We start from the raw sequence: 21,552 nt of genomic DNA on the forward strand, positions 1-21,552 counted from the left end.
TAGCCCGTGGAAAGGGGCGGACAAGATGTCCACCCCACAAGAGTGGATAATTTATTTCTTGGTAATCCCTGAGTTAAAGACCGCCTACTTTCTTGTAGGGGATCAAAAGTCAGCCCTAATTTTTACTCACTCAGCACTCCTGATATTTAGCGCCCGATTTCAACATCTTCGAGGATGCCAAGTGCGTCAGGAGTGAGGACGGCTGCGGAGTAATAAGCAGTCACGAGGTAGGAGATGATCGCCTTTTCGCTTATGCCCATGAATCGAACAGATAAACTGGGTTGGTATTCATCGGGGATACCCGTTTGATGTAAGCCGATCACCCCTTGTTTTTCTACACCAGTGCGGAGCAAAAGGATAGAACTGGTGCGGTTATTGGTAATGGGGATCTTATTGGAAGGAAAAATGGGTACGCCGCGCCAAGATGTAACCTGAACGCCGTTCACATCTACGCTTTGTGGATAAAGACCTAGGCGGTTGGCCTCACGACCGAAGGCAGCGATCGTGCGGGGGTGAGCCAGGAAGAATCCCGGCTCCTTCCATACTGTCGCTAACAGCTCGTCCAAGTCGTCGGGGGTGGGTGCGCCGCTACTGCTGTAGATACGCTGTTTGAGGTCGGCATTGTGCAGTAACCCGAATTCGCGGTTGTTGAGCAACTCGTGTTCTTGACGTTCCCGCAATGCCTCGATAGTCAGCCGCAGTTGTTCTTCAGTCTGGTTGTACGGTTCGTTGTACAGATCGGCTACTCGGGTACTTACTCGCAACACCGTTTGAGCAATGCTCAACTCATATTCCCTGGGTTTGAGTTCGTAATCGGCGAAGGTTCCCGGCAACTCAGCCTCTTGGGGATGATTAGCTGCCAGCTCAATAGCGGCTTCACCTTGGGGAGTCTGTGGCTGGCTCAGGCGAACGCGGAACTGTTCAACATGAGTTCGCAATTCCTCGGACTGATCGATCGCCCTCTCAAACGCCGCTTGGGGCAGTGACAAAACGATGGTTCTAGTAATCGCCTTGAGGGTGTACTGCCAAGTATCCTCGGACTGCACCACAGTTTCATCGCCGAAATGGTCGCCGTCAGCTAGCACATCGAACACGATCTGCTCGCCATACTTGCCAACACCAATCTTGTTTACCTTGCCACGAGCAATCAGAATTACGCGATCGGCAGGCTGGCCAAGTTCAACGATTACATCATCTGGGGCATACTCCTGCTGAACAAACTGGTTTGCCAAACCGGTCAAAACGTCAAGGTTGTTAAACCCTCGTAGTAAGGGCAACTCAGTAAGTTCTAAGGGAATCACCTGCACCGTTGCTCCGGTGTTGGTGAAAGTCACCCGCCCATCACCCACGGAATAACTCAACCGACGGTTGACCCGATAGGCACCACCTTTCGTCTGCACCCACGGCAACAACTTCAATAACCACCGCGATGTAATTTCCTGGGTTTGCGGTGCAGATTTGGCCGTTGTTGCCAAATTACGCGCCGCTGCTGTACTCAAGGTTAAATGGGGCTGCTGATCTTCTACATTCAAATTCGGGTCGTTAGAATATGTCACAACTTAATCCTCCACTTTTTAGTTACTGAAAAAACCGATCTCACGCGATCGCATACTGACCTTGAACCAATTCACGGACAAAAAAACCTGACCTTAAACCCTCACCGAGCCAATACGCCTAGCAGAAGTCCCCAGCCCTCTGGGCCCACTAAGTAGCCGCCCTGCTAACGAATTACGCAATTCAAATTCCTTATAGCGGTCTACCGTTATATGCCACTTGAGGACACCGCACATCCACTGCTCTAGTTTCTTGACGTATCCGAGCAGTTTCTCGCGGGTACTTGCATCCAGGTCGAAATCATCGAAAAGAACTGGCAGTTCGGTGGCGACGATGAGTTGAAACTGGAGCGCCCTAGAGGTCATCAGGTTGTTGACAACTTCAACGGCCTGCGGCAAATCGCAGTTGAGGAAATTCTGAACGACCAGCACACAGTTATGGATTTCGCCCTCGAATTCGATTTCTTTCTGATAGGAAAAGATATCGTTGGTTAAACAGGCGTAATCGGCGGCGGAATTATCTAGCGATCGCATCGTTCGGGTGCGGTAAATCTCCTGCGGGATCTCGTTGCCCTGAGCTAGTCGGGACAGACTCATGGTCAGATCCGAGCCAAAAGTCTTACGGCGCATCTCAACATAATCTATCGGGTCGGGAATTCGATTTTGAATCTGGTTGGCGAGTTCCCACACCCAGCTGTCAGTCATATCCTGGATTGCGCGGCGGAACTGAGTCCGCGCGTTGGCAGACATGGGGCCAGCTGTGCGAGACCAAATATCTGCCAAGCCCGCTTCTACCGGATTGGTCGGAACCTCGCTGGGGGTGGATTCATCCAGAGGCATAAACGCCGACAGTCGGGCGTTAAATACTTTTGCACCAGCCATGTTGCGGTTATTCCCGTAGAGCGCCGGGAAGTAATCGTCGGCATAGGTTCCCCAAACAAGCCAGCAGGCTGTCAGATTCAGCTCAGGGCCAGATCCATTCGGATGGATCAATGCACCGCAAAGAGCTACATCGGCAACATCAAACTTGTGGTCATCCCAGATGACGGCATCAGGAATCCCAGGTAATGATTCCAGCATCCCCATCTGACGCGCCCATTCCTTGGAATGCTTCCGCGCGGCATTGAGATGGGGATTCAAGCTTGTAGTGAAGGGCATGTAAAACTTCGGCAGTGTTACTGGCCCGACAGCCTGGTATGGAACGTGAGTAAAGCTTTTGAACCTTCCTAAACCCAAGGCGGCGTATAACGATCCAATCCGCGCAGCCGATGTGCCTAGCCCTGTGGGGCCTCCCAGAAATGGCGTGGATGTCTGAGAATTTTCTCCTCCCTTGTTCATGTAACGGCTCGATCGCATGTGCCACTCGTGACCGCCCGACTGCCAGTCCTGAAGTCCTTTGATATAAAGGAGAACGTTCACACGAGCCACTGGGTCTAGTCCATACTCCTCAAAGAGAGGGGGCAACTCGGTGACGGCAGTGTTATCAAACTGGTATAACCGCGAGGTTAGCAGTTCGTTGGTGAGGTTAGCCGCCTCCTGGGTACTCACATTCAAGAAGCGCTCCAAGACCAACACGCAGTTGGCATTTTCGCCTTCATCCTCTACTTCTCTCTGGTAGGAGAAGAGGTCGTTGCGAAGATGCACTCCATCGGCAAATGTGTCTTTGAGTACACGCATTGGCCGAGTCGAGGCAATGTCAGCCGGAATCTCTATAAATACGGCGTGTTCGACGAGATCCGCTGACCACGGAGCGCCGCCAACCTTGCGGCGCATTTCGATGTATTCGATAGGGTTAGCGACTCGATCCTGGTTGATATTGGCAAGTTCCCACAGAGACTCTTCCAGGAGGTTCTTGGTGCTCTCAAAGAATCTAAGTCGCCAGTCCACAGATTTAGTAAACGCGGTGCGAGACCACAGGTCGGCCAAGCCACACTCCACGGGGTTGGTAGGTGCTGGGGGGGTTTCGGTGGGGTAAATCGGCATGAACATTGGTAGTCTGCCGAGATACTCCTTCGCCCCAGCCATGTCTTGGGTGCGCTTATAGATTTCAAGGAAGTGATCGTCGAAAAAGAACACCCAAACATACCAATCGGTCACTAGGTCAAGCTCTGTCCCTGGCGCATCTGGATGGGTATAGGAGCAAAGCAAGGCGTAGTCGTGAGCATCAAATGTGCGCTCGTCCCAGATAATCGAGCTTTCCGCTTCCTCTTCTGAGCCAAGTATCCCCATCTGGTAAGCCCAAGCTTTGGAATGCGATCGCGCCGCTTCCAGGTTTGGGTTCAGCCGCGCGGGCCAAGGCATGTAAAATTCTGGCAGTTCAAAGGGTTGCATGATCTGCGCGTAACCTCCTCTGGAGTCTTCTTGCTGTCTTCATTTCGTGGCTGAGATTGGCAATTGATGAGCATCTTCACCAATCGCGCTATGTCCTCACGTGTAGTTTTCTGGTGGTAGCTCGTAATTAGGGACTTCCAAGAAATAAATTATCCAAAACGAACCACAGAGACGCAGAGAACACAGAGGAAGAAGAAATAGAGAGTATTTTTGCGTCAGTTTTGGGATATTTTTTATTTGGAAGTCCCTTAAGGGAATAATTTGAAGAAGAAATCAGAATTCAGGAGCAAAGCTAAAGATACTCCGCCTTTGGTCAGAATCAATCAGTAAGCAATTCAAACCCGCAACTGATAGCGCAGTTTCTCGTAGAGAATTCAGAGAATGAATTCTGACTCCTGAATTCTGTTTCTATAAAATGCTCTTCAGTCCAGATAAAAAGCTATGTGAGTTTTAGCTCAAGTTTTCTATACCCAAAGAGAGGAGATTTGAAAAATCTGTTTGAGTTATTACTCATTTCAGATGATGGCAAATGAATGTTTCTTAATTTATGGTGTTCTCATAATCTTTCATGGTTATAGAAAAAAAGCAATACGTAGGCTCAAGCATTTAAACAGATAGTTAAATTCAAAATTGAACAATTAGAAGACAGTTAAGACAGTTAAGCGGATAGTTAAATTAATTAGAAGACAGTTAAGACAGTTAAGCGGATAATTAAACTATTTAAGACAGTTATTAAACAATAATTACTGATTGTAAATCTTTGCAACTAAAGCAATATGGCTCAGTTCATCCACAAACAAATTAGAGGCTGTAAACCCAAAACTATATAAGTCAGCCCAATGATGATATATATGAAAAAACTGTGGTTTCGCTAGATGTTTTGGACGTGATGTCTTTCTATTAAATTTTGTTTTTGTTTCAGTACACAGAAACCAAAAAACTTTAAAAATCACAACTGCGATCGCTGCTAGAATCAAAAAACCAACATTGCAACCAGCACTTTTAACCACAAACCCAGCTAGCAGATTAGATTTATTACAGAATTCAGCAAAATGGGAAAGGGTTAATAGAAAGCCCTTTCCCTCTCTTACAAAAGCTGCACTTGTGTGAAATAACAATAAGATTCCCCGCTTTTTTAATAAGTTGGGAATCTTAGTCTTTCCAGTTAGTCTGAACAAATTATATTTGAATCAATACTTGACTAATTTGCGATCGCGATTAACTAATCAAGTATTTTTCTACTTTGTTACCTCTGCTCCCGCTTTGTTTGACTCATTAGATGAAGAAGTAGATTCTGTCTTCTCTGATTGCGTGTCACTCGTTTGTTGCAATTGGTTGAGATGAATGTTGTTCACTTGAACGACAAAGTATTCTAATGCTTGACTTGCCTTTTGTTGCTGTTGGCTTTCGTCAGACACATCATAACAACGATAAGGTGGAGTTACACCCAATATAAATTTTTCTTGTTCAGCTTCTAACAATTCAACTGCTGTGTTAGCAGCAAGAGAATTCTTTTGAAAAGGAAAAGAGGTAACTATACTGGCAACTATAGAAGCAATAGCTGGGCAGAGTACAGGCAGCCATTTGAGCCAAGCTTGTCCTGCTTCTAATTTGTCTACCAAAACTAAAATTGGTGTGACTCCTGATAAAATCACTGTCGCAATTTGCAAACTATAGTAAAGGTTCCTTGATACACCCCTAATTTTTTTATAATCGTCAATCAAGTCTTGGCTGTATTGTAAAGCCTTTCCTCTTGTTAGAGTAAGTGTTTCTTTATCCCAAGAATTAGGGCTAGTTAATAGATAACTATACAGTTCAGCTTTTTTGGTGAGTTCTGACTGATAAGCTGCCTTCTTATAGTTCTGGAATACTTGTCTATTGATAAGTAACAAAAAAAATAAGAACGTTAGAGCTATTGCTCCAGAAATGACAACTGTTTTATCTTCGTAAAGAAAAACAATAAAGAGTGCAGAAGAAACAAAAGCTGCAAGTAATAGATACTCAATTACCTTTAAGTTAAATAACTTTTTTTCCTCTGATGTCGAGGATAAATTTTCAATCCTATCGGAAATTTTATTTTGGTTTCTTTGATTAAGATTAGGTAATTCAGAAGTAGTCATTGCCTCTTACTCAATTCGTTATTGGGTAACATGTAGCATTGAAGAAGAATTCAGAAGTCAGAAATGTTTCTTTCTGTTCACGTAAAATTATTTAGATCCAGGAAGTCTAATTAATCCTAACCATACATACATTTGATTGATAATGCAAGGCTTTTTTGATAGTAATTTTACGTAGTCTATTAAACACTTTTGATACAATTTGCGTGCTTGTCCCAAAAAATATATGATTTGGACTTTGCAATAGTCGAATTGTTTTTTGGGGAATTTTAAGCCTATCGGGGGTGTTAAGCTGTCGTATCGAGATTGGCAGACAACTATTTCGACAGGAAATTATGCAAGATTCTCTGATTTATCAAGATATCCTTCAGAGAGGAAGATAGCAGGAAGCGCTAGCACTGATAAGATGCGAACAATTGCAGAAATTAACGAGAAAATCATCCGCCAACGTGCGGTAGTGTTGACAACTGAAGAGTTAAAAGCACGAGTTGTAGAAATTGGTGTTACTAAAGCGGCTAAAGAAGTTGATGTAATTACCACTGGTACATTTGAGCCGATGGAATCAAGCGGTGCAATTATCAATCTCGGACACACTGACCCTCCGATCAAAATTCGTCGTTGCTGGTTAGATGGCGTACCAGCATACTCTGGTTTTGGGGCAGTAGATTTATATTTGGGTGCGAGTTGTGCTGTGGAGACGACAGACGGAGAAGAAGTCCGAGAACGTGGCGGGGGTCATGTAATCGAAGATTTGATCGCTGGTAAAGCTATACACGTAAAAGCGCAAGGACAAGTAACAGATTGTTACCCCAGAGCAAGTTTTGAGACTACAGTTACCCGTGAAACGATAAATCAGTTTTATTTATTCAATCCACGTAATCTTTATCAAAATTTTATTGTTGGTGTAAACGGTGGCGATCGCCCCCTGTTCACCTATCTGGGCCCTTTACAACCGCGTTTGGGGAATGCCGTTTACTCTAATCCCGGTGCTATTTCCCCCTTACTCAACGATCCTGATTTGCAACTCGTTGGTATAGGGACTCGAATTTTTTTAGGTGGCGGTATTGGTTATGTCGCCTGGGAAGGCACTCAGCACTTCCCCTTACAAAAACGTTTAGCTAATCGTACACCAATTGGACCTTCTGCGACTTTAGCTTTAATTGGTGATGCCAAACAAATGGATGCTCATTGGGTGCGGGGTTGTTACTTTAAAAGTTATGGCCCCTCATTGATGTTAGGAGTTGGTGTTCCACTCCCTGTATTAAATGAACAAGTAGTTGAACACTGCGCTGTACAGGATAAAGACTTAGTAGCCCCAATCGTAGATTTTTCCATTCCCCGGCGCGTTCGTCCCACTTTTGGTTTGGTGAGTTATGCCCAACTCAAATCTGGGAGGATCACTATTGAGGGCAAAGCTGTACGCTCTGCCCCCCTAGCGAGTTTGTTTTTTTCTAGGCAAGTCGCCCTAGAGTTGAAAAAGTGGATCGAAGCAGGGACATTTACCCTCACAGAGCCAGTTTCTCCAATTCCGATGGAGCGATCTTTTCTACCCCAAGACCGTCGAACGGATTTTTGATCTTGGGGCAAGGGGGACAAGGGGACAAGGGGACAAGAGGTGAGAACTTGAAACAAGTCTTTCCCCTTGTCCCCAATTCTCCTTGTCCCCAATTCCCAATTCCCAATTCCCAATTCCCAATTCCCAATTCCCAATTCCCAATTCCCTACTCTTGAGTCGGTTTTGGTCGCTTGATGGGTTTAGGAGCAGGCGTTTTTGGTATAGGTTTTGACACCACAGAGGTGTCTCCGCCTGTGCCTGTTTTCTTGATGGGACGCGGAGTTTCGCCGCTGCGTCTGGGGGGGAATGGTCTTCTACCACCAGCACCAGCACCACCGCTACCGCCAGCACGAGGGCCACCTCTGAATGGTGGTTTGCGTTTTTTGGGCAAGTCAGCGATCGCTTCAGCTTTTTCTACGATCAAAACATCAGCTTCTCGCTTGGCTTGGAAATCCCAGAACTTTCCTACCGCTTTGGTGGTCAGGACACCCCTCAATTTCAACTTGAAATACTTGGGTTTGTCAGTTGGTTTGCGTGCAGCCTGCCTAATTTTGACTACCAAACTCTTAGCGTCAAAAGATTGGTATACTACTTCACCACGAACAGAAAAACCACCATCAGCTACTTCTGATGAGGGGATCGCGGGAATTGTGCTTAATTCAGAATTTTCGGATAAGCCATCATCAATTGTCTGTGACTCTTGCAACTCTAAATCTGATTCGTCCTCATCTGTTGAGCTTTTAGCCAGATTTTCTGGCTCCCAAACTCCAACGATTTGGATGTGCAAGGTGTCATTTTCTTGTCTTGTACGTGGATATACTACCCACAAATGTTCTTTTTCTAAGTCTAGATGATTCTTGACTAAGCTCATAATCCGCCCTAGGAGGACGGCATTGAGTTCTACTCCATCTGTGGTTAGTAGCGTACCTTGAGTAAATTGTTCGCTGCTAGCATGATAGCGACCCCGGACTAATCCGATCGCTCGGTACTGCATCGGTTCGCTGGGAGGCGGAATCGGTTGCTGTCGATTGACTAAGTTCCCATTTGAGTCAGTCTCGCTGGGGTTGACAGGCGAATTTTCAAGTTTAGAGGGCTTGGGTACTATGTGAACATTAGAGGCAGCCTCTATGTTATTTGAGCCTTGGTTAGAGGCAGAAGAATTGGAGGATTCAGGCAACGGCATCAGGTCGGAATTCATAAAAACTCCTTGCGGCGGAGACACATCCCATTGTGGGATTTTATAAAGGTAGCTGGAAAGAGCATTTGTGCGATTGATGAAAGTATATTTGCTTTTCACAAATTCACACTAGGGTACTCTACACAATCCTAAAGGCGCTAAATTTAGTGTTTGTACATTAAACGTGTAATTTAGCGCCTTTACACTAGTTTCGGAAGCATATCATAGCTACAATTCTGACGGCTCCTCCTAAAGTCATCACTTACTTTAGCAGTGTAAATAGTTAATTGTTATAAAATTCACAGGCAATTGGCGATATTCCGCAAAGTTTTGGAAATTTATAACTTTACGATTTGTGTAAATGATAATGTCATTAGAGTTCAGGAGGAAGACAAAACTGTGCATCAAACACGCAATCGCTGGATAGTTCAAGTCGTCTTGGCGCTGGCAGTTCTTGCTTTTGTGGGTGTTTCGGTGATTCCCATAATTGGAGCATTTAATAATACGCCATCCTCAAACCAAAATACCGCTAGCACCAGAGGCACTTTGCCCTCTGCTGACCAAAAATCAAAATTGGAAGATGAAGTACGGGGTTATGAACTGGTTTTGCAAAGGGAACCAGAAAATCAGACTGCGCTTAAGGGCTTATTGCAGGCGCGTCTACAACTACTGAGTCAAAAAGAAAAAAGTGAGGTTAAACCAGCTGATATCCAAGTTGTCATTGAACCCCTGGAAAAGCTAGCCAAGCTAAATCCCGAACAGTCAGAATATTCAGTGTTACTAGCTCAAGCTAAACAGCAAATAGGCGATCGCGAAGGAGCCGCTCAAGCTTATCGCACAATTTTGTCTACCAAACCTGGCGATTTGAAGGCTTTGCAAGGAATGGTGGCTTTGTTAATCAGTCAGCAACGCCCGGAAGCAGCTATTGGTTTGCTGCAAGAAACCCTCTCGAAAGCAGCCCAAGCAAATACAATTCAGCCTGGAAGTGTAGATACAGTAGCCGTGCAGGTGCTGTTAGGTTCTGTTCATGCTTCCCAGAAACGCTACGCTCAAGCTAGCTCTGTATATGACCAGGCAATTAAGAAAGATCCTAAAGATTTTCGCCCCGTTGTGGCAAAAGCGATGCTCTTGAAACAACAGGGCAAAGACGCAGATGCAAAACCCTTATTTGATAGTGCCGCAGCTTTAGCACCTGCTCAATACAAAGACGAAATTAAAAAGGCAGGAATGACTTCCCCCATTCCTAATTCGGCCGTATCTCCCGCGCCTTCATTGAAAAGTACTCCGAAGTAATGGGAATTGGGGATTGGGAAGAGGACTTGGGGACAAGGAGAATTGGGGACAAGGGGAAAGACTTGTTTCAAGTTCTCACCTCTTGTCCCCCCTTGCCCCCTGCTCCCCTTATGCTCCTTCAATGGCAGCTACGACACCAAAGACTAAAAACAGACATCCGCCAACAAAGGTGAGTTGACGCTCAGAAATGCGTCCGGCAATCATTTTGCCACCAATAACTGCGATCGCAGCACAAATGGCATGTCCTAAAATTGCACCTACTGTCACTCCAATGGGATTATTACCTGCGGCTAGGGCAATTGTGGCAATTTGGGTGCGATCGCCCCACTCTGCCATAAATGTCAATATAAAGGCTTCTATGACAATTGCTAAGGAAGTCTTTTTCTTTGGTAACTCCAAATCTGCTTGTTTCACCGCAGCTTCGGCTTCTTGTACAACTTCCGTATCACAAGCAGCCGAGGACATCTTACTAGCGTCATATAACAGCTTGATACCAAAGGCAAGAAACAAAACTATTTCGGCGTAATGAATATAAGCTTTTGGCAATAAAGATACCGCTTGTCCAAATAGCACCGAAAGGATGGTCATCGCAGCCAAAGCGGCTGTCACACCTATAAATACCAGCCGCCGTGGGTGGTGCATTGCCAAAATCACAGCAATAAAAAATGTTTTATCGCCTAATTCGGAAACTGTAATTAATAATAAACCTGCGGTAAAAGCTGTTAACACTCTCTCAAGCTCCTGAAGAATCCTTTACCGATGTGAAGCTTGATGAGAACCAAAAGACCTCACCAAGTTTACACTTTTCGGTGTGAACTTAGTGAAGGTCTCGCTTTCAAATATTTATTATTCGCCACCTGAACCAGGCTCATCGCCAGTATGTTGATTCAGATGTACTGGCTTTCAAGTTTTTTTGCCAGCAGCTACTCCCCTTCTATGCAAAATGCATTGTACGTTTTTTGCCAAAATAAGTCAAGAGTAGGGAATGGAGAGCTATCACATGTGATTTGTATTATCTGTTTCTACCAATGCTTGCTTTGGTTAGCTTTGGTTAGGCAATCACAGTAATATTTTCACTAGTAAGCAACGCTTGATTCGAGAACTGTGCTATCTGAACTTGTGCTGTACCACCAACGCCATCTTGATCAAAGAATAGGTTCCCCGTAGTTTGATCATAGATGAAGCGATCGCCTGCGGTTGTCGCACTAGTCCCAAGTTGGAATAAGCTCGAATCAAGTATTGTATCCTGAGATTGCCCCAGTCCAAATTCTGCTTTGGAAACTAAGATAGTATCATCTCCAATAGTAAAACCAGTGATGATATCATAGTTTCCAGTCAGGGGATAAGTCAGCTTGAAACTATCTTGACCACTTCCACCAGTGACTACATCGTTTGGGGTATCGTTAATATCATTGACTACGATTGCGATCGCTTCCTCGTAGAATAAGCCGCCCTGATCTGTAGTGCGTAAACGGATGTTGTAGCTATTTTTGGTTTCATAGTCGGGTGAGACATTAATTTGTAACTCGTTACCTACAATTGTGAAGACGCTGTTATCGGTGCTGTCTATACCTGAAACTAAAGTGTAAGTGTGGGTGTCGTCTGGATCAGCGTCAATGGTGCTAAAGTTGCCAATTACTGTGTTGGCAGGAACATTCTCGTCAACACTAGTGTTACTCAGGCTCAGGTCAGTGGGAGTATTGTTCAGGTCAAGCTGAAAAAGTTCTTGCCCAGTGTTCCCATTGTCTGCAAAAAAGTAGAGCTTGCCATTGATGTAAGTGAGGTTGTTAGGGTAAGAGCTACTTGTGCCAGAGAACATATCCTTGACGCAGACGGTACCAGCCTCAGTGCCATCACTCTTCCACAGTTCAGTTCCCCCACTGCTGTCGGAGGCGCTGAAGTAGAGCGTGCCATTGACATTGGTCAGATTTTGCGGATTTGAGCTACCACTACCAGAGAAAATATCCTTAACGCGAACAGTACCATCTTCCGTACCATCACTCTTCCACAGTTCATTGCCCCCACTCATGTCAGTGCCTCTGAAGTAGAGCGTGCCATTGACATTGGTCAGATTTTGCGGATTTGAGCTACCTGTACCAGAGAAAATATCCTTGACGCGGACAGTACCAGCCTCAGTGCCATCACTCTTCCATAGTTCATTGTCTCCACTGCTATCGATAGCACTGAAGTAGAGCGTGCCATTGACATTGGTCAGATTTTGCGGATTTGAACTACCTGTATCAGAGACAATATCCTTGACGCGGACAGTACCAGATTCTGTACCATCACTCTTCCACAGTTCGTTGCCGCCACTATTGTCGGTTGCAACGAAGTACAACGTGCCATTAATATTGGTCAGATTTTGCGCGTAAGAGCTACCTGTACCAGAGAAGATATCCTTGATGCGGACAGTACCAGATTCTGTACCATCACTCTTCCATAATTCCCGGCCTCCACTGCTGTCGGTTGCACTAAAGTACAGTGTGCCGTTGACATTGGTCAGATTTTGGGGATTTGAGCTACCTGTACCAGAGACAATATCCTTGACGCGGACAGTACCATCTTCCGTGCCATCACTCTTCCATAGTTCTCTACCCCCACTGCTGTTGGTGGCAACGAAGTACAGCGTGCCGTTGATATTCGTCAGAAAGTTAGGGTCAGAGCCACCCATACCAGAGAAGATATCCTTGACGCGGACAGTACCATTTTCCGTGCCATCACTTTTCCATAATTCATTGCCCCCACTGCTGTCGGAAGCACTGAAATAGAGCGTGCCGTTGACATTAGTCAAATTTTGCGGATTTGAGCTACCACTACCAGAGAAGATATCCTTGACGCGGACAGTACCATTTTCCGTGCCATCACTCTTCCATAGTTCATTACCTCCACTACCGTCGGTGGCTCTAAAGTACAGCGTGTCATTGACATTTGTCAGAAAATACGGATCAGAAGAGACTGTGGCAGTATTAATATCTTTAACGCGGACAGTACCATCCTCCGTGCCATCACTCTTCCACAGTTCACTACCCTCACTGCTGTTAGTAGCTCTGAAATAGAGCGTGCCGTTGACATTGGTCAGATTTTGCGGATTTGAGCTACCCGTACCAGAGAAGATATCCTTGACGCGGACAGTACCAGCTTCAGTACCATCACTCTTCCATAGTTCATTGCCGCCATTGCTGTCAGTAGCACTGAAATACAGCGTACCGTCGACATTAGTCAGAGAGTTAGGATTAGAGCTACCCGTACCAGAGAAAATATCTTTGACGGGGACAGTACCAGCTTCAGTACCATCACTTTTCCACAGTTCAGTTCCCCCATTACTGTCGATGGCACTGAAGTACAGTGTGCCATTAACATTGGTCAAAAAGCTAGGGTTAGAGCTACCTGTACCAAAGAAAATATCCTTGACACGGACAGTACCAGCTTCAGTACCATCACTTTTCCACAGTTCAGTTCCCCCACTGCTGTCGGTGGCACTGAAGTAGAGCGTGCCATTGACATTGGTCAGATTTTGCGGATTTGAGCTACCTGTACCAAAGAAAATATCCTTAACACGGACAGTACCAGCTTCAGTACCATCACTCTTCCACAGTTCAGTTCCCCCACTACTGTCGATCGCTCTAAAGTACAATGTGCCGTTGACATTGGTCAGATTTTGCGGATTTGAGCTACCTGTGCCAGAGAAAATATCTTTAACGCGGACAGTACCATCTTCCGTACCATCACTCTTCCATAGTTCATAGCCACCACTGCTGTCAGAGGCACTGAAGTAAAGTGTGCCGTTGACATTGGTCAGATTTTGCGGACTAGAACTACCAGTACCAGAGACAATATCCTTGACGCGGACAGTACCAGCCTCAGTACCATCGCTCTTCCACAGTTCACAGCCACCACTGCTATCAGTAGCACTGAAGTAAAGTGTGCCATTGACATTGGTCAGATTTTGCGGAGTTGAGCTACCAGTACCAGAGAAAATATCCTTGACGCGGACAGTACCAGCTTCGGTACCATCACTCTTCCATAGTTCAGAGCCACCAGTGCTGTTGATCGCTCTAAAGTAAAGTGTGCCGTTGACATTGGTCAGATTTTGCGGAGTTGAGCTACCCGTACCAGAGAAAATATCCTTAACAATGACGGTATCAGCCTCGTTGCCATCACTCTTCCACAGTTCATAGCCACCACTGCTGTCAATGGCAACGAAGTACAGCGTGCCATTGACATTGGTCAAATTTTGCGGGTTAGAGGAAACTCCACCAGTATTTATATCTTTAACGAGGCTAATCGATGCTTCTTCTGCTGCCATAAACGTTTTTCCTTAAACCTTTGGATAAAAATCACAAGCGAAATCAGGCGTTGGTTGAATGCTCCTGTTTCTTGCTTGCAAGTATGCGCTCATCGAATGCCTTAGCTTCGCTTTTTTACAATTAAACAGCCTCAGTAAAGATGTGGAATTTGATCAACAAAGAAATTAGAAGTCAGGAGCATTAATTAACAAGAAGGTTAAGCAACTGGCAAATGAATCAAAGGGTTTAAGATCCTCTACTTTAGTGGTCTTCAATGGCAGTACTGAATCCTTGCATTAATTGATTCTGAATTCTTTCTTTATATTAAAGATATAAAGCCAATCTATTAGGGGATCAAATCCGTGAGCCTCTAGTAGAGAATGTTTTTTGACTGGAAATCCTAATCTAGGAAGTACTGTGATATAGCCATTCTCTAAAATGCTATATACAATAGGGACAAATTAACGCGATCGTAATTCGTAATAGTCCTATGAAAAATGCACTTTTTGCTAAGTCAGAACTCATCATATAATTAATCTTCTTTGTTTTTATTGAAGATTATGTCAGAGTTATAGCTTACACAAAAAAGTGGCAATTAAACAAAGTTATTAATCAATTCAAAGGTGATTATTAAGTCACCTCAAGCATTTTTAGCCTGGACATAATGCTCATTTATTTAAAAAAGTGGATCGATAAATAGATAAATTATGTCCAAGGTTAAAGCCAAATTCTATCCCATCAAGCCAGTCCAACCAACTTAGCACTTAGTTGCCACATGCGATCGCCTTTGTCGTCATCACGAGCTTGAGGAGAAACCTTTTGAACAAAGGATTTACCATCTTCCTTCTGGCGATTTCCCCAACTCCAATACACACCGGATTGATTGTACTCAGGATCGGCAACCACCGCCGCAACTCGTTCTCCCGCCAACTCCTGAGACACATATCCCTTAGTGATGTACTTCTGGAATAATGGGAAGATTTTCTGAAATAGGGGATAGTGGTTTCTAAATAATGGCGTTTCTGCAACACATCCTGGATAGAGAGAGTTGAAGACGATACCAGTTGACTCGTGATAGCGCTGATGCAGTTCCCGCATTGTCAGCACGTTACAAACCTTGCTGTCTTTGTAAGCTTTGACTGGTTCAAATTTCTTGCCATCAATCATTGAGATCGGCTCTTTAAACCCTTCTGCAAAGCCCTGCAAATCGCCCAAGTCTGGACGCGGCGGAATCTTTCCACCCAGTTCGTCTGGATTGTGGGTAACAGTTCCCAAAATTACGAGCCTTGGCTCTGAAGATGACTTCTTCAGATCCTCTAGCATCAGGTTACACAAAAGGAAATGTCCCAGGTGATTTGTGGTGACAGTTAACTCGTAACCTTCTGGACTGCGTAAAGGCTCTTTTATTAAGGGCATATAAATTGCGGCGTTGCACACCAAAGCGTCTAGGGAGTGGCCGCTTGCTCGAAAGTTATTCACAAATTGTCGAACGCTATCCAAAGAGCCAAGATCGATATGCATGATAGTGTAGCTGCCCTGATGCGGGATTCCCACAGATTGGGCTGCCAGTTGAGCTTTGGCTACATCCCTACAGGCCATTACTACATACCATCCCCTTTCAGCAAGAGCCTTGGCAGCGTACAAACCGACCCCTGAAGAGGCACCTGTGATTACAACCGTTGACTTCCTATCCTGTACCATTGCTATTCAGACTCTGTTAATCACCTTTTTCTCTCTTCAGGATTTTACATCACTGAGTCACCACCTCTGTTATGGTTGGCGATCGCTTCTCACTAAATAACAGGTTATTTCAAATCTATAGCTGTGATTCAAATACAATTAGGCTCTAAATTAATAACTTAACTATTTATATTTTGAATCGAGGTAGACAAACTTTTTGTAGTCACCTCGATTTTCCATATAAATTTACCTTTAGCTAATACTTCCGCTCTTTTGGCTCAAACATAGTAATCGCTACCGGACGATATTGAATATCAATTCCGGCTGGTGAATAGTAAGCCATTGTGTGTTTCAAAAAGTTTGTATCATCTCGCTCGGAATAATCTTCGCGGAAATGAGCGCCCCGGCTCTCTTGACGATTCAGGGCTGATGCCAAAATAGTCTGTCCCACTATCATCAAACTTCGCAATTCCAAAGCTTCCACAAGTTCTGTATTCCAGCAACTACCTTTATCATCTAAATAAATTTGTGGATATTGCTGTTGGATTTCTGCTAATTTGTGTAGTCCTTCACTCATTAATGCCTCTGTGCGGAAAACGCCACAGTACTCAGTCATACAATCCTGGAAGGCTTGACGAACTTGGTTAATTCGATACTCTCCTGGTTGTTCTAGCAAAGATTGAATTTCTTGCTGGGCTTGGGTTACATAGCGTTGCTCATCTACAGAGGGTAACTTCCGTTTTTGGACGAATTTGGCGATCGCAGCTCCAGTTCTCTTGCCATAAACGACACATTCCAACAGGGAGTTACTACCAAGGCGATTGGCACCATGTACGGAAACACAAGATGTTTCGCCAGCCGCAAAGAAAGCATCAACTAAACCATCACCACTACTGCGGACTTGCCCATCAGTATTAACTGGGATACCACCCATACAATAGTGAATTGTTGGGCGGACTGGCATCGGTTGAGTTACCGCATCAACACCCACCAAACGATGCGCTTCTTCCCAACAGAAGGGGACGCGACTCATAATTTTTTCTTTACCCAAATGGCGGAGATCCAAATAGACAAAGGGGCCACCGGCGCTACCGTCGAGATGAATACCACGACCGGCGCGAATTTCATAAGCGATCGCGCGTGAGGTAATATCACGAGGAGCTAGTTCCATGCGGCTGGGTGCATAATTCGCCATAAAGCGATCGCCTTCACTATTAATCAGATACGCCCCTTCACCCCGTACCGCTTCTGAAATCAACACCCCTACGGGATATAAACCAGTGGGATGAAATTGGACAAATTCCATGTCTTCGAGGGGCAAACCTGCGATCGCAGTCATTGCTAAACCATCACCTGAAGAGGCGTAATCATTAGAGGTAGTATTATAAACCCGACCATAGCCTCCAGTGGCAAACATCACCGCCTTGGCTCGCACCACCTCTATATGTCCATCCAAAAGATGGAACATCACCACTCCTTTGGCCTCATTCTCTTCCAAAATGAGACGCATCACATACCATTCTTCATAGACTTGCACACCATAACGCCGCAAATTGTTAACCAATTCGTGCAAAATTGCGTGACCAGTCTTATCGGCAGCATAACAAGTGCGGTTGTGGGAATGTCCGCCAAAAGCTCGTTGGGCAATGCGACCATCGGGTAAGCGAGAGAATAAAACGCCTAGATGTTCCAAATCAATTACCACATCTGGCGCTTCTTGGGTGAGAATTGCCACAGCATCTTGGTCTGCCAAATAATCAGAACCCTTGACAGTATCAAAAGCATGTGCTTCCCAACTATCTTGGGAATCAACATTTTTTAGCGACGCAGCCATACCACCTTGAGCCGCCACCGAATGAGAACGAATTGGGTGTGTTTTCGCAACCACAGCAATATTTAAACTAGGATCAGTGCGAGCAATTTCCACCGCCGCACGACATCCCGCCAATCCACCCCCAACAATAATTACATCGTGTTCCAGCATAATTAGTCCCCTGATTGCAAAGCACTGCTGTTCTATTGTAGAGATGTGATTAATCAGGCAGTCCATTGCTGCGATCGCTGTGGCATCTCTACAAAAAAATTCCCTGCCTATAGACAGGGATGTTATTACAAATTTTTAAATTAAAAGCGAAGAGTTAGGAATGAAGAGTTAGGTCTTCATTCCTAACTCTTTAGCTAGCTGCTTGCACAGGTTGTTGCTGAGACACATTACCTGGTATGGGTTCCATTTTAGTTCCCGGCCCTACAGGAGTGACTTCAATATGATTTAACAAGGTCGTGACAAACGCAAACAACAAGAAAGGTAGCGATAGCAGAACGACCAAACCCGCAGTTGCTAAAGCGTACACAGGACGCTTCGCACCCATCAGCGCCAAGGCAGATGCCAAACTTAGGGTAATTGTAATTAACCAAACAATTATTTGACCGTAGATATCACCAAAAGTCAGCGTACAGACAAACCGATACTTTTGAATATTATTTCCGCTCATCACATTTGCCTCAAGTCTCTCCTATATAGGTTCTACGTTAGAACCATGTTTGCTTCGTAGACAATTTCTAAATATTTTTGCAAAATTCGTAATATTGCTTCACAATTCACTTTTTTTGTTACAAACCGCAATTCATAATCCTGGATGGCGTAAATAGACCAAGCATACTCGACGTTAAGCCCTTTTCCTATATCTCCACTTCCCTGTATTACGGTGTGTACATAAGTCTTAAAAACCTAGTTTTGTAGGGTGTCTTATGCCATAGGTTAACGCACTATTCTAGATTTTTGGTGCGTTATGACCATAGATAAATCCAGCAAAGTAAGGATGTGAAATCCGATTTTTTGGTGTTAAATTTTGAGTATTCTCGGAATTTGTTGATTTTAAGTCAACAAAAACCTTTATTTTTCGTGGCAATGTTGTTTTAGGAGTGAACGTGAATACTATTTTTCTTCGTAAAGGTGTTTTTTGGTTGCCAGGTATAGCTGCTCTTGTAGTTCTGAGTAGCGGCTTATCTGCAAGTGCCCAGACAGTAGACAAGGTAAGCAGTCAGGCATTAACTGACTCTTCTGCAACCGTAGCGTCTCCCAATGAGTTTAGTACAAAACTAGACACTGTAAGCCAAAATCTTTCTACAGAAACAACTGAAACATTTACAGCCACAAATTCAGCTGAGGTACAGCAGCTCCAAAACCCTGTAATACAGGAAAATAGCAGTGCAACGTCTACACCAGTTCCAGGCACAGTGGCAACCTCGTCTGTGACTCTCACCTCTGAGTTTGTCCAACCAACTTCTCAAACGACTGCTCAACCAGCTGCTACCAAAGTGGCACAATCGGATATTGATTTAGGCAGAACAACCCGTGGTGGCAGTAGCTATATTGGCGTTGCTGCTAACATTGGTTTGAGTGGTGATGGTAGCTCGTCTTTGGGCGATGGTAACTTTGCAGTAGTTAGTAAAGTCGGACTGACAAATTCTATATCGGTACGTCCCTCAGCCGTGTTTGGTGACAACACGACAATTTTACTTCCGATCACCTACGATTTTACCTTCAAATCAGCAGATGCTTTTAGCGAACCGTTAGCGATCGCACCTTACGTTGGAGTGGGTGCAGCTTACAAAACTGGTGATGATTCGCAATTTGCCTTTTTAGTATCTGGTGGCATTGATGTGCCTCTAACTCCTCAATTCACAGCAACGGCCTCTGTCAATGCGGGATTTTTCGATCAAACTGATATCGGCTTGTTGTTAGGAGTTGGTTACAACTTCACTGGATTATAAGAGTTAGGAGTTAAGAGTTAGTAATATTGGCGTTGCTGATTCCATGTATGAAAATGATTTTGCATAATACCAAAATCCTTGTAGAGACGTAGCACTGCTACGTCTCTACATCCAGATTCATACTTTAATTCAGCAACGCCGTAATATTTCATTCATAGCTCTTAACTCCTAATTCTTGATTTTCTACTTGGGGGTAACTTTATCAATTACCTTGATTTTTCCATCATCTCCTACTGTCCAAACGTCATATACACCAACGACATCGCCGTTAGCATCAACATCTACGTTGCCGCTAGCTCCTTGATAGTTAATCTTTTTACCATCTTTGAGTAACTTCAGTCCCTCGCAGACATCGGTAACTTCTGTGCCAGGGCCATCAGCGACTTCACGAATTTTGCCGGCTATTCCAACGCCTGTATTTTCTTTAGCAGCTTGTGCTGCCAATGTCAATAAAGCAGCCGCATCCCAAGCTTGAGGGGCGTATTCGCCTGGTTCATTACCCTTTTTATCCTTCCACAGTTTGTTGAAAGCTTCTAATGCTTTACCATCGGAACCGGGTACTGTACCGATCGCTCCAGTTAAAATATATTTACCATCACTGCCTTTGCCAACTTGTTCTGGGAAAGTAGGTGATTTAACTCCATCTGTGAGCAGAATCTGCACTCCCTTAGCTACGCCTTGCTGATAGGCGGCTTTCAAGAACAGACTGCCAGTTTCAGCGTAAAGTACAGCCAGCACTGCATCTGGCTTACCAGCAAAGGCAGCTGCCGCTTCTGTATCAAATGTCTGCGCTTTCGGGTCGTAGCGCACAGGCTTATCTTTATTAACGATGGTTCCACCCAATTTTTCAAAAGTTTGCACAAATGCTTTTTCAAAGCCAACGCCATAGTCGTTATTAATCACGACTGTAGAAACTCGCTTGAAACCTTTTTTTCTGGCAAGTTGGGCTAAAGCTAGTGCTTGGTAGGTATCAGGGGGAGCGGTACGCGCCCAAAAGCCTTTAAAGTCGCCTTTTTGGGCTTTTTCAGTAAATACGGGACTGGTACTACCAGGGGAAACCAACATAACTTTATTCGGCGTGGCAATGGAAACTGCCGCACTAGAAACGCTACTAGCAAAGGAACCAACTACACCTGCGACTTTATCTAAAGTTGCTAGTTTGGTCATACCGGCAGCCCCAGCTTTCGGGTCGGTTTGGTCGTCTACTTGCACCAAGGTAACGGGTTCGCCATTCACCCCACCGCAAGCGTTAACCGTATCGACAAGTAAAGGGACAGAACCTAGCATCTGTTGTCCGACAGAAGCCAAGTCGCCTGTTGTCGGTAATAGGGAACCAATTTTTAGCCCTTTATCACTGCTTGTTGTAGTTGAGTTTGCTGCTGGGGTCGCACTACTTCCTGTGGTAGCTGTACCATTGGGGGTACTACTATCACCACAAGCCCCAACTAGGAATCCTGTTGCTATGGCAGCTAGACTCAAGGTTAAGGCGGCACTAATTTTTCTCATAAATCACTTATCACTCCTCAAATATTTAGGAGCCTAAAATTAAGATTTAAACTAAGTTTGTAAGTTAGTTGGATCTTATCAAGACTCCAAAGGATAAATCATATCATCCATCTTTGGGAGTAGAAATGTTTACGCCTATAATAGTTTACACAGAATATTTTCTGTGTATTAAAAGCTGGAAAACGGAGAGGGAGGGATTCGAACCCTCGGTACGGAGTTGCCTGCCGTACAACAGATTAGCAATCTGCCGCTTTCGACCACTCAGCCACCTCTCCTGACT

Annotated in this window: 15 protein-coding genes and 1 tRNA gene; 3 read left to right on the forward strand and 13 right to left on the reverse strand. The window is 44.7% G+C overall.

From position 1 onward, the window contains the following. Positions 1-146: 146 nt before the first annotated feature. The 4 genes from ACFFRD_RS22015 to ACFFRD_RS22030 form a co-directional block, all read right to left on the reverse strand. Positions 147-1,556: a family 2B encapsulin nanocompartment shell protein gene (locus tag ACFFRD_RS22015; RefSeq protein ID WP_392477447.1), complete on the reverse strand. Its 1,410-nt coding sequence runs from the start codon at positions 1,554-1,556 to the stop codon at positions 147-149. A 93-nt stretch (positions 1,557-1,649) separates the two neighbouring features. Next, positions 1,650-3,884 (reverse strand): family 2 encapsulin nanocompartment cargo protein terpene cyclase, encoded by a 2,235-nt coding sequence (locus ACFFRD_RS22020; protein WP_392477449.1) that lies wholly within the window; start codon positions 3,882-3,884, stop codon positions 1,650-1,652. Between the two features lie 743 nt (positions 3,885-4,627). Next, complete coding sequence (locus ACFFRD_RS22025; RefSeq protein WP_392477450.1) at positions 4,628-5,002, reverse strand: hypothetical protein; 375 nt, start codon at positions 5,000-5,002, stop codon at positions 4,628-4,630. A 120-nt stretch (positions 5,003-5,122) separates the two neighbouring features. Further along, on the reverse strand, positions 5,123-6,004 hold the full coding sequence (locus ACFFRD_RS22030; RefSeq protein WP_392477452.1) for a DUF4231 domain-containing protein: 882 nt from the start codon (positions 6,002-6,004) through the stop codon (positions 5,123-5,125). 403 nt (positions 6,005-6,407) lie between these two features. On the opposite strand from ACFFRD_RS22030, the gene ACFFRD_RS22035 reads away from it, so the two are divergent. After that, the gene (locus ACFFRD_RS22035; protein ID WP_114084048.1) at positions 6,408-7,577 is read left to right on the forward strand and encodes a homocysteine biosynthesis protein; all 1,170 of its coding nucleotides are present in this window, start codon (positions 6,408-6,410) and stop codon (positions 7,575-7,577) included. A gap of 145 nt (positions 7,578-7,722) precedes the next feature. Here the strand turns inward: ACFFRD_RS22035 and ACFFRD_RS22040 are convergent, their stop codons facing one another. Further along, on the reverse strand, positions 7,723-8,754 hold the full coding sequence (locus ACFFRD_RS22040; RefSeq protein ID WP_392477453.1) for a hypothetical protein: 1,032 nt from the start codon (positions 8,752-8,754) through the stop codon (positions 7,723-7,725). A gap of 378 nt (positions 8,755-9,132) precedes the next feature. Here ACFFRD_RS22040 and ACFFRD_RS22045 point away from each other — a divergent pair, with 378 nt between their 5' ends. After that, complete coding sequence (locus ACFFRD_RS22045) at positions 9,133-10,026, forward strand: tetratricopeptide repeat protein (RefSeq protein ID WP_392477455.1); 894 nt, start codon at positions 9,133-9,135, stop codon at positions 10,024-10,026. A 108-nt stretch (positions 10,027-10,134) separates the two neighbouring features. Here the strand turns inward: ACFFRD_RS22045 and ACFFRD_RS22050 are convergent, their stop codons facing one another. The 5 genes from ACFFRD_RS22050 to ACFFRD_RS22070 all read right to left on the reverse strand — a co-directional run bounded on the left by ACFFRD_RS22050 (position 10,135) and on the right by ACFFRD_RS22070 (position 18,484). Further along, a complete protein-coding gene (locus ACFFRD_RS22050; RefSeq protein ID WP_392477456.1) occupies positions 10,135-10,755 on the reverse strand; it encodes a TMEM165/GDT1 family protein in 621 nt (206 codons plus the stop codon). A gap of 322 nt (positions 10,756-11,077) precedes the next feature. Continuing rightward, the gene (locus ACFFRD_RS22055) at positions 11,078-14,332 is read right to left on the reverse strand and encodes an ELWxxDGT repeat protein (RefSeq protein ID WP_392477457.1); all 3,255 of its coding nucleotides are present in this window, start codon (positions 14,330-14,332) and stop codon (positions 11,078-11,080) included. Positions 14,333-15,050: 718 nt separating this feature from the next. Beyond that, positions 15,051-16,013 (reverse strand): protochlorophyllide reductase, encoded by a 963-nt coding sequence (locus ACFFRD_RS22060; protein WP_163931646.1) that lies wholly within the window; start codon positions 16,011-16,013, stop codon positions 15,051-15,053. A gap of 235 nt (positions 16,014-16,248) precedes the next feature. Beyond that, positions 16,249-17,976, reverse strand: coding sequence for a succinate dehydrogenase/fumarate reductase flavoprotein subunit (locus tag ACFFRD_RS22065; protein WP_392477459.1), 1,728 nt, complete (start codon positions 17,974-17,976; stop codon positions 16,249-16,251). Between the two features lie 190 nt (positions 17,977-18,166). Next, positions 18,167-18,484, reverse strand: a complete 318-nt coding sequence (locus tag ACFFRD_RS22070) for a hypothetical protein (protein WP_114084056.1) — start codon at positions 18,482-18,484, stop codon at positions 18,167-18,169. A gap of 436 nt (positions 18,485-18,920) precedes the next feature. On the opposite strand from ACFFRD_RS22070, the gene ACFFRD_RS22075 reads away from it, so the two are divergent. Further along, positions 18,921-19,766: a hypothetical protein gene (locus ACFFRD_RS22075; protein ID WP_392477461.1), complete on the forward strand. Its 846-nt coding sequence runs from the start codon at positions 18,921-18,923 to the stop codon at positions 19,764-19,766. A gap of 17 nt (positions 19,767-19,783) precedes the next feature. On the opposite strand, the gene ACFFRD_RS22080 is transcribed toward ACFFRD_RS22075, so the two are convergent. From ACFFRD_RS22080 to ACFFRD_RS22090, 3 genes are all read right to left on the reverse strand, one after another. Continuing rightward, positions 19,784-19,918, reverse strand: a complete 135-nt coding sequence (locus ACFFRD_RS22080) for a hypothetical protein (protein WP_260446300.1) — start codon at positions 19,916-19,918, stop codon at positions 19,784-19,786. 31 nt (positions 19,919-19,949) lie between these two features. Then, positions 19,950-21,272, reverse strand: coding sequence for an ABC transporter substrate-binding protein (locus tag ACFFRD_RS22085; RefSeq protein WP_392477463.1), 1,323 nt, complete (start codon positions 21,270-21,272; stop codon positions 19,950-19,952). Positions 21,273-21,455: 183 nt separating this feature from the next. Beyond that, positions 21,456-21,547 (reverse strand) — tRNA-Ser (locus ACFFRD_RS22090). Positions 21,548-21,552: the final 5 nt, after the last annotated feature.

The sequence above is a fragment of the Nostoc sp. C110 genome, assembly GCF_043099725.1.
In the GTDB taxonomy this organism is placed as follows: Bacteria; Cyanobacteriota; Cyanobacteriia; order Cyanobacteriales; family Nostocaceae; genus Nostoc; species Nostoc muscorum_A.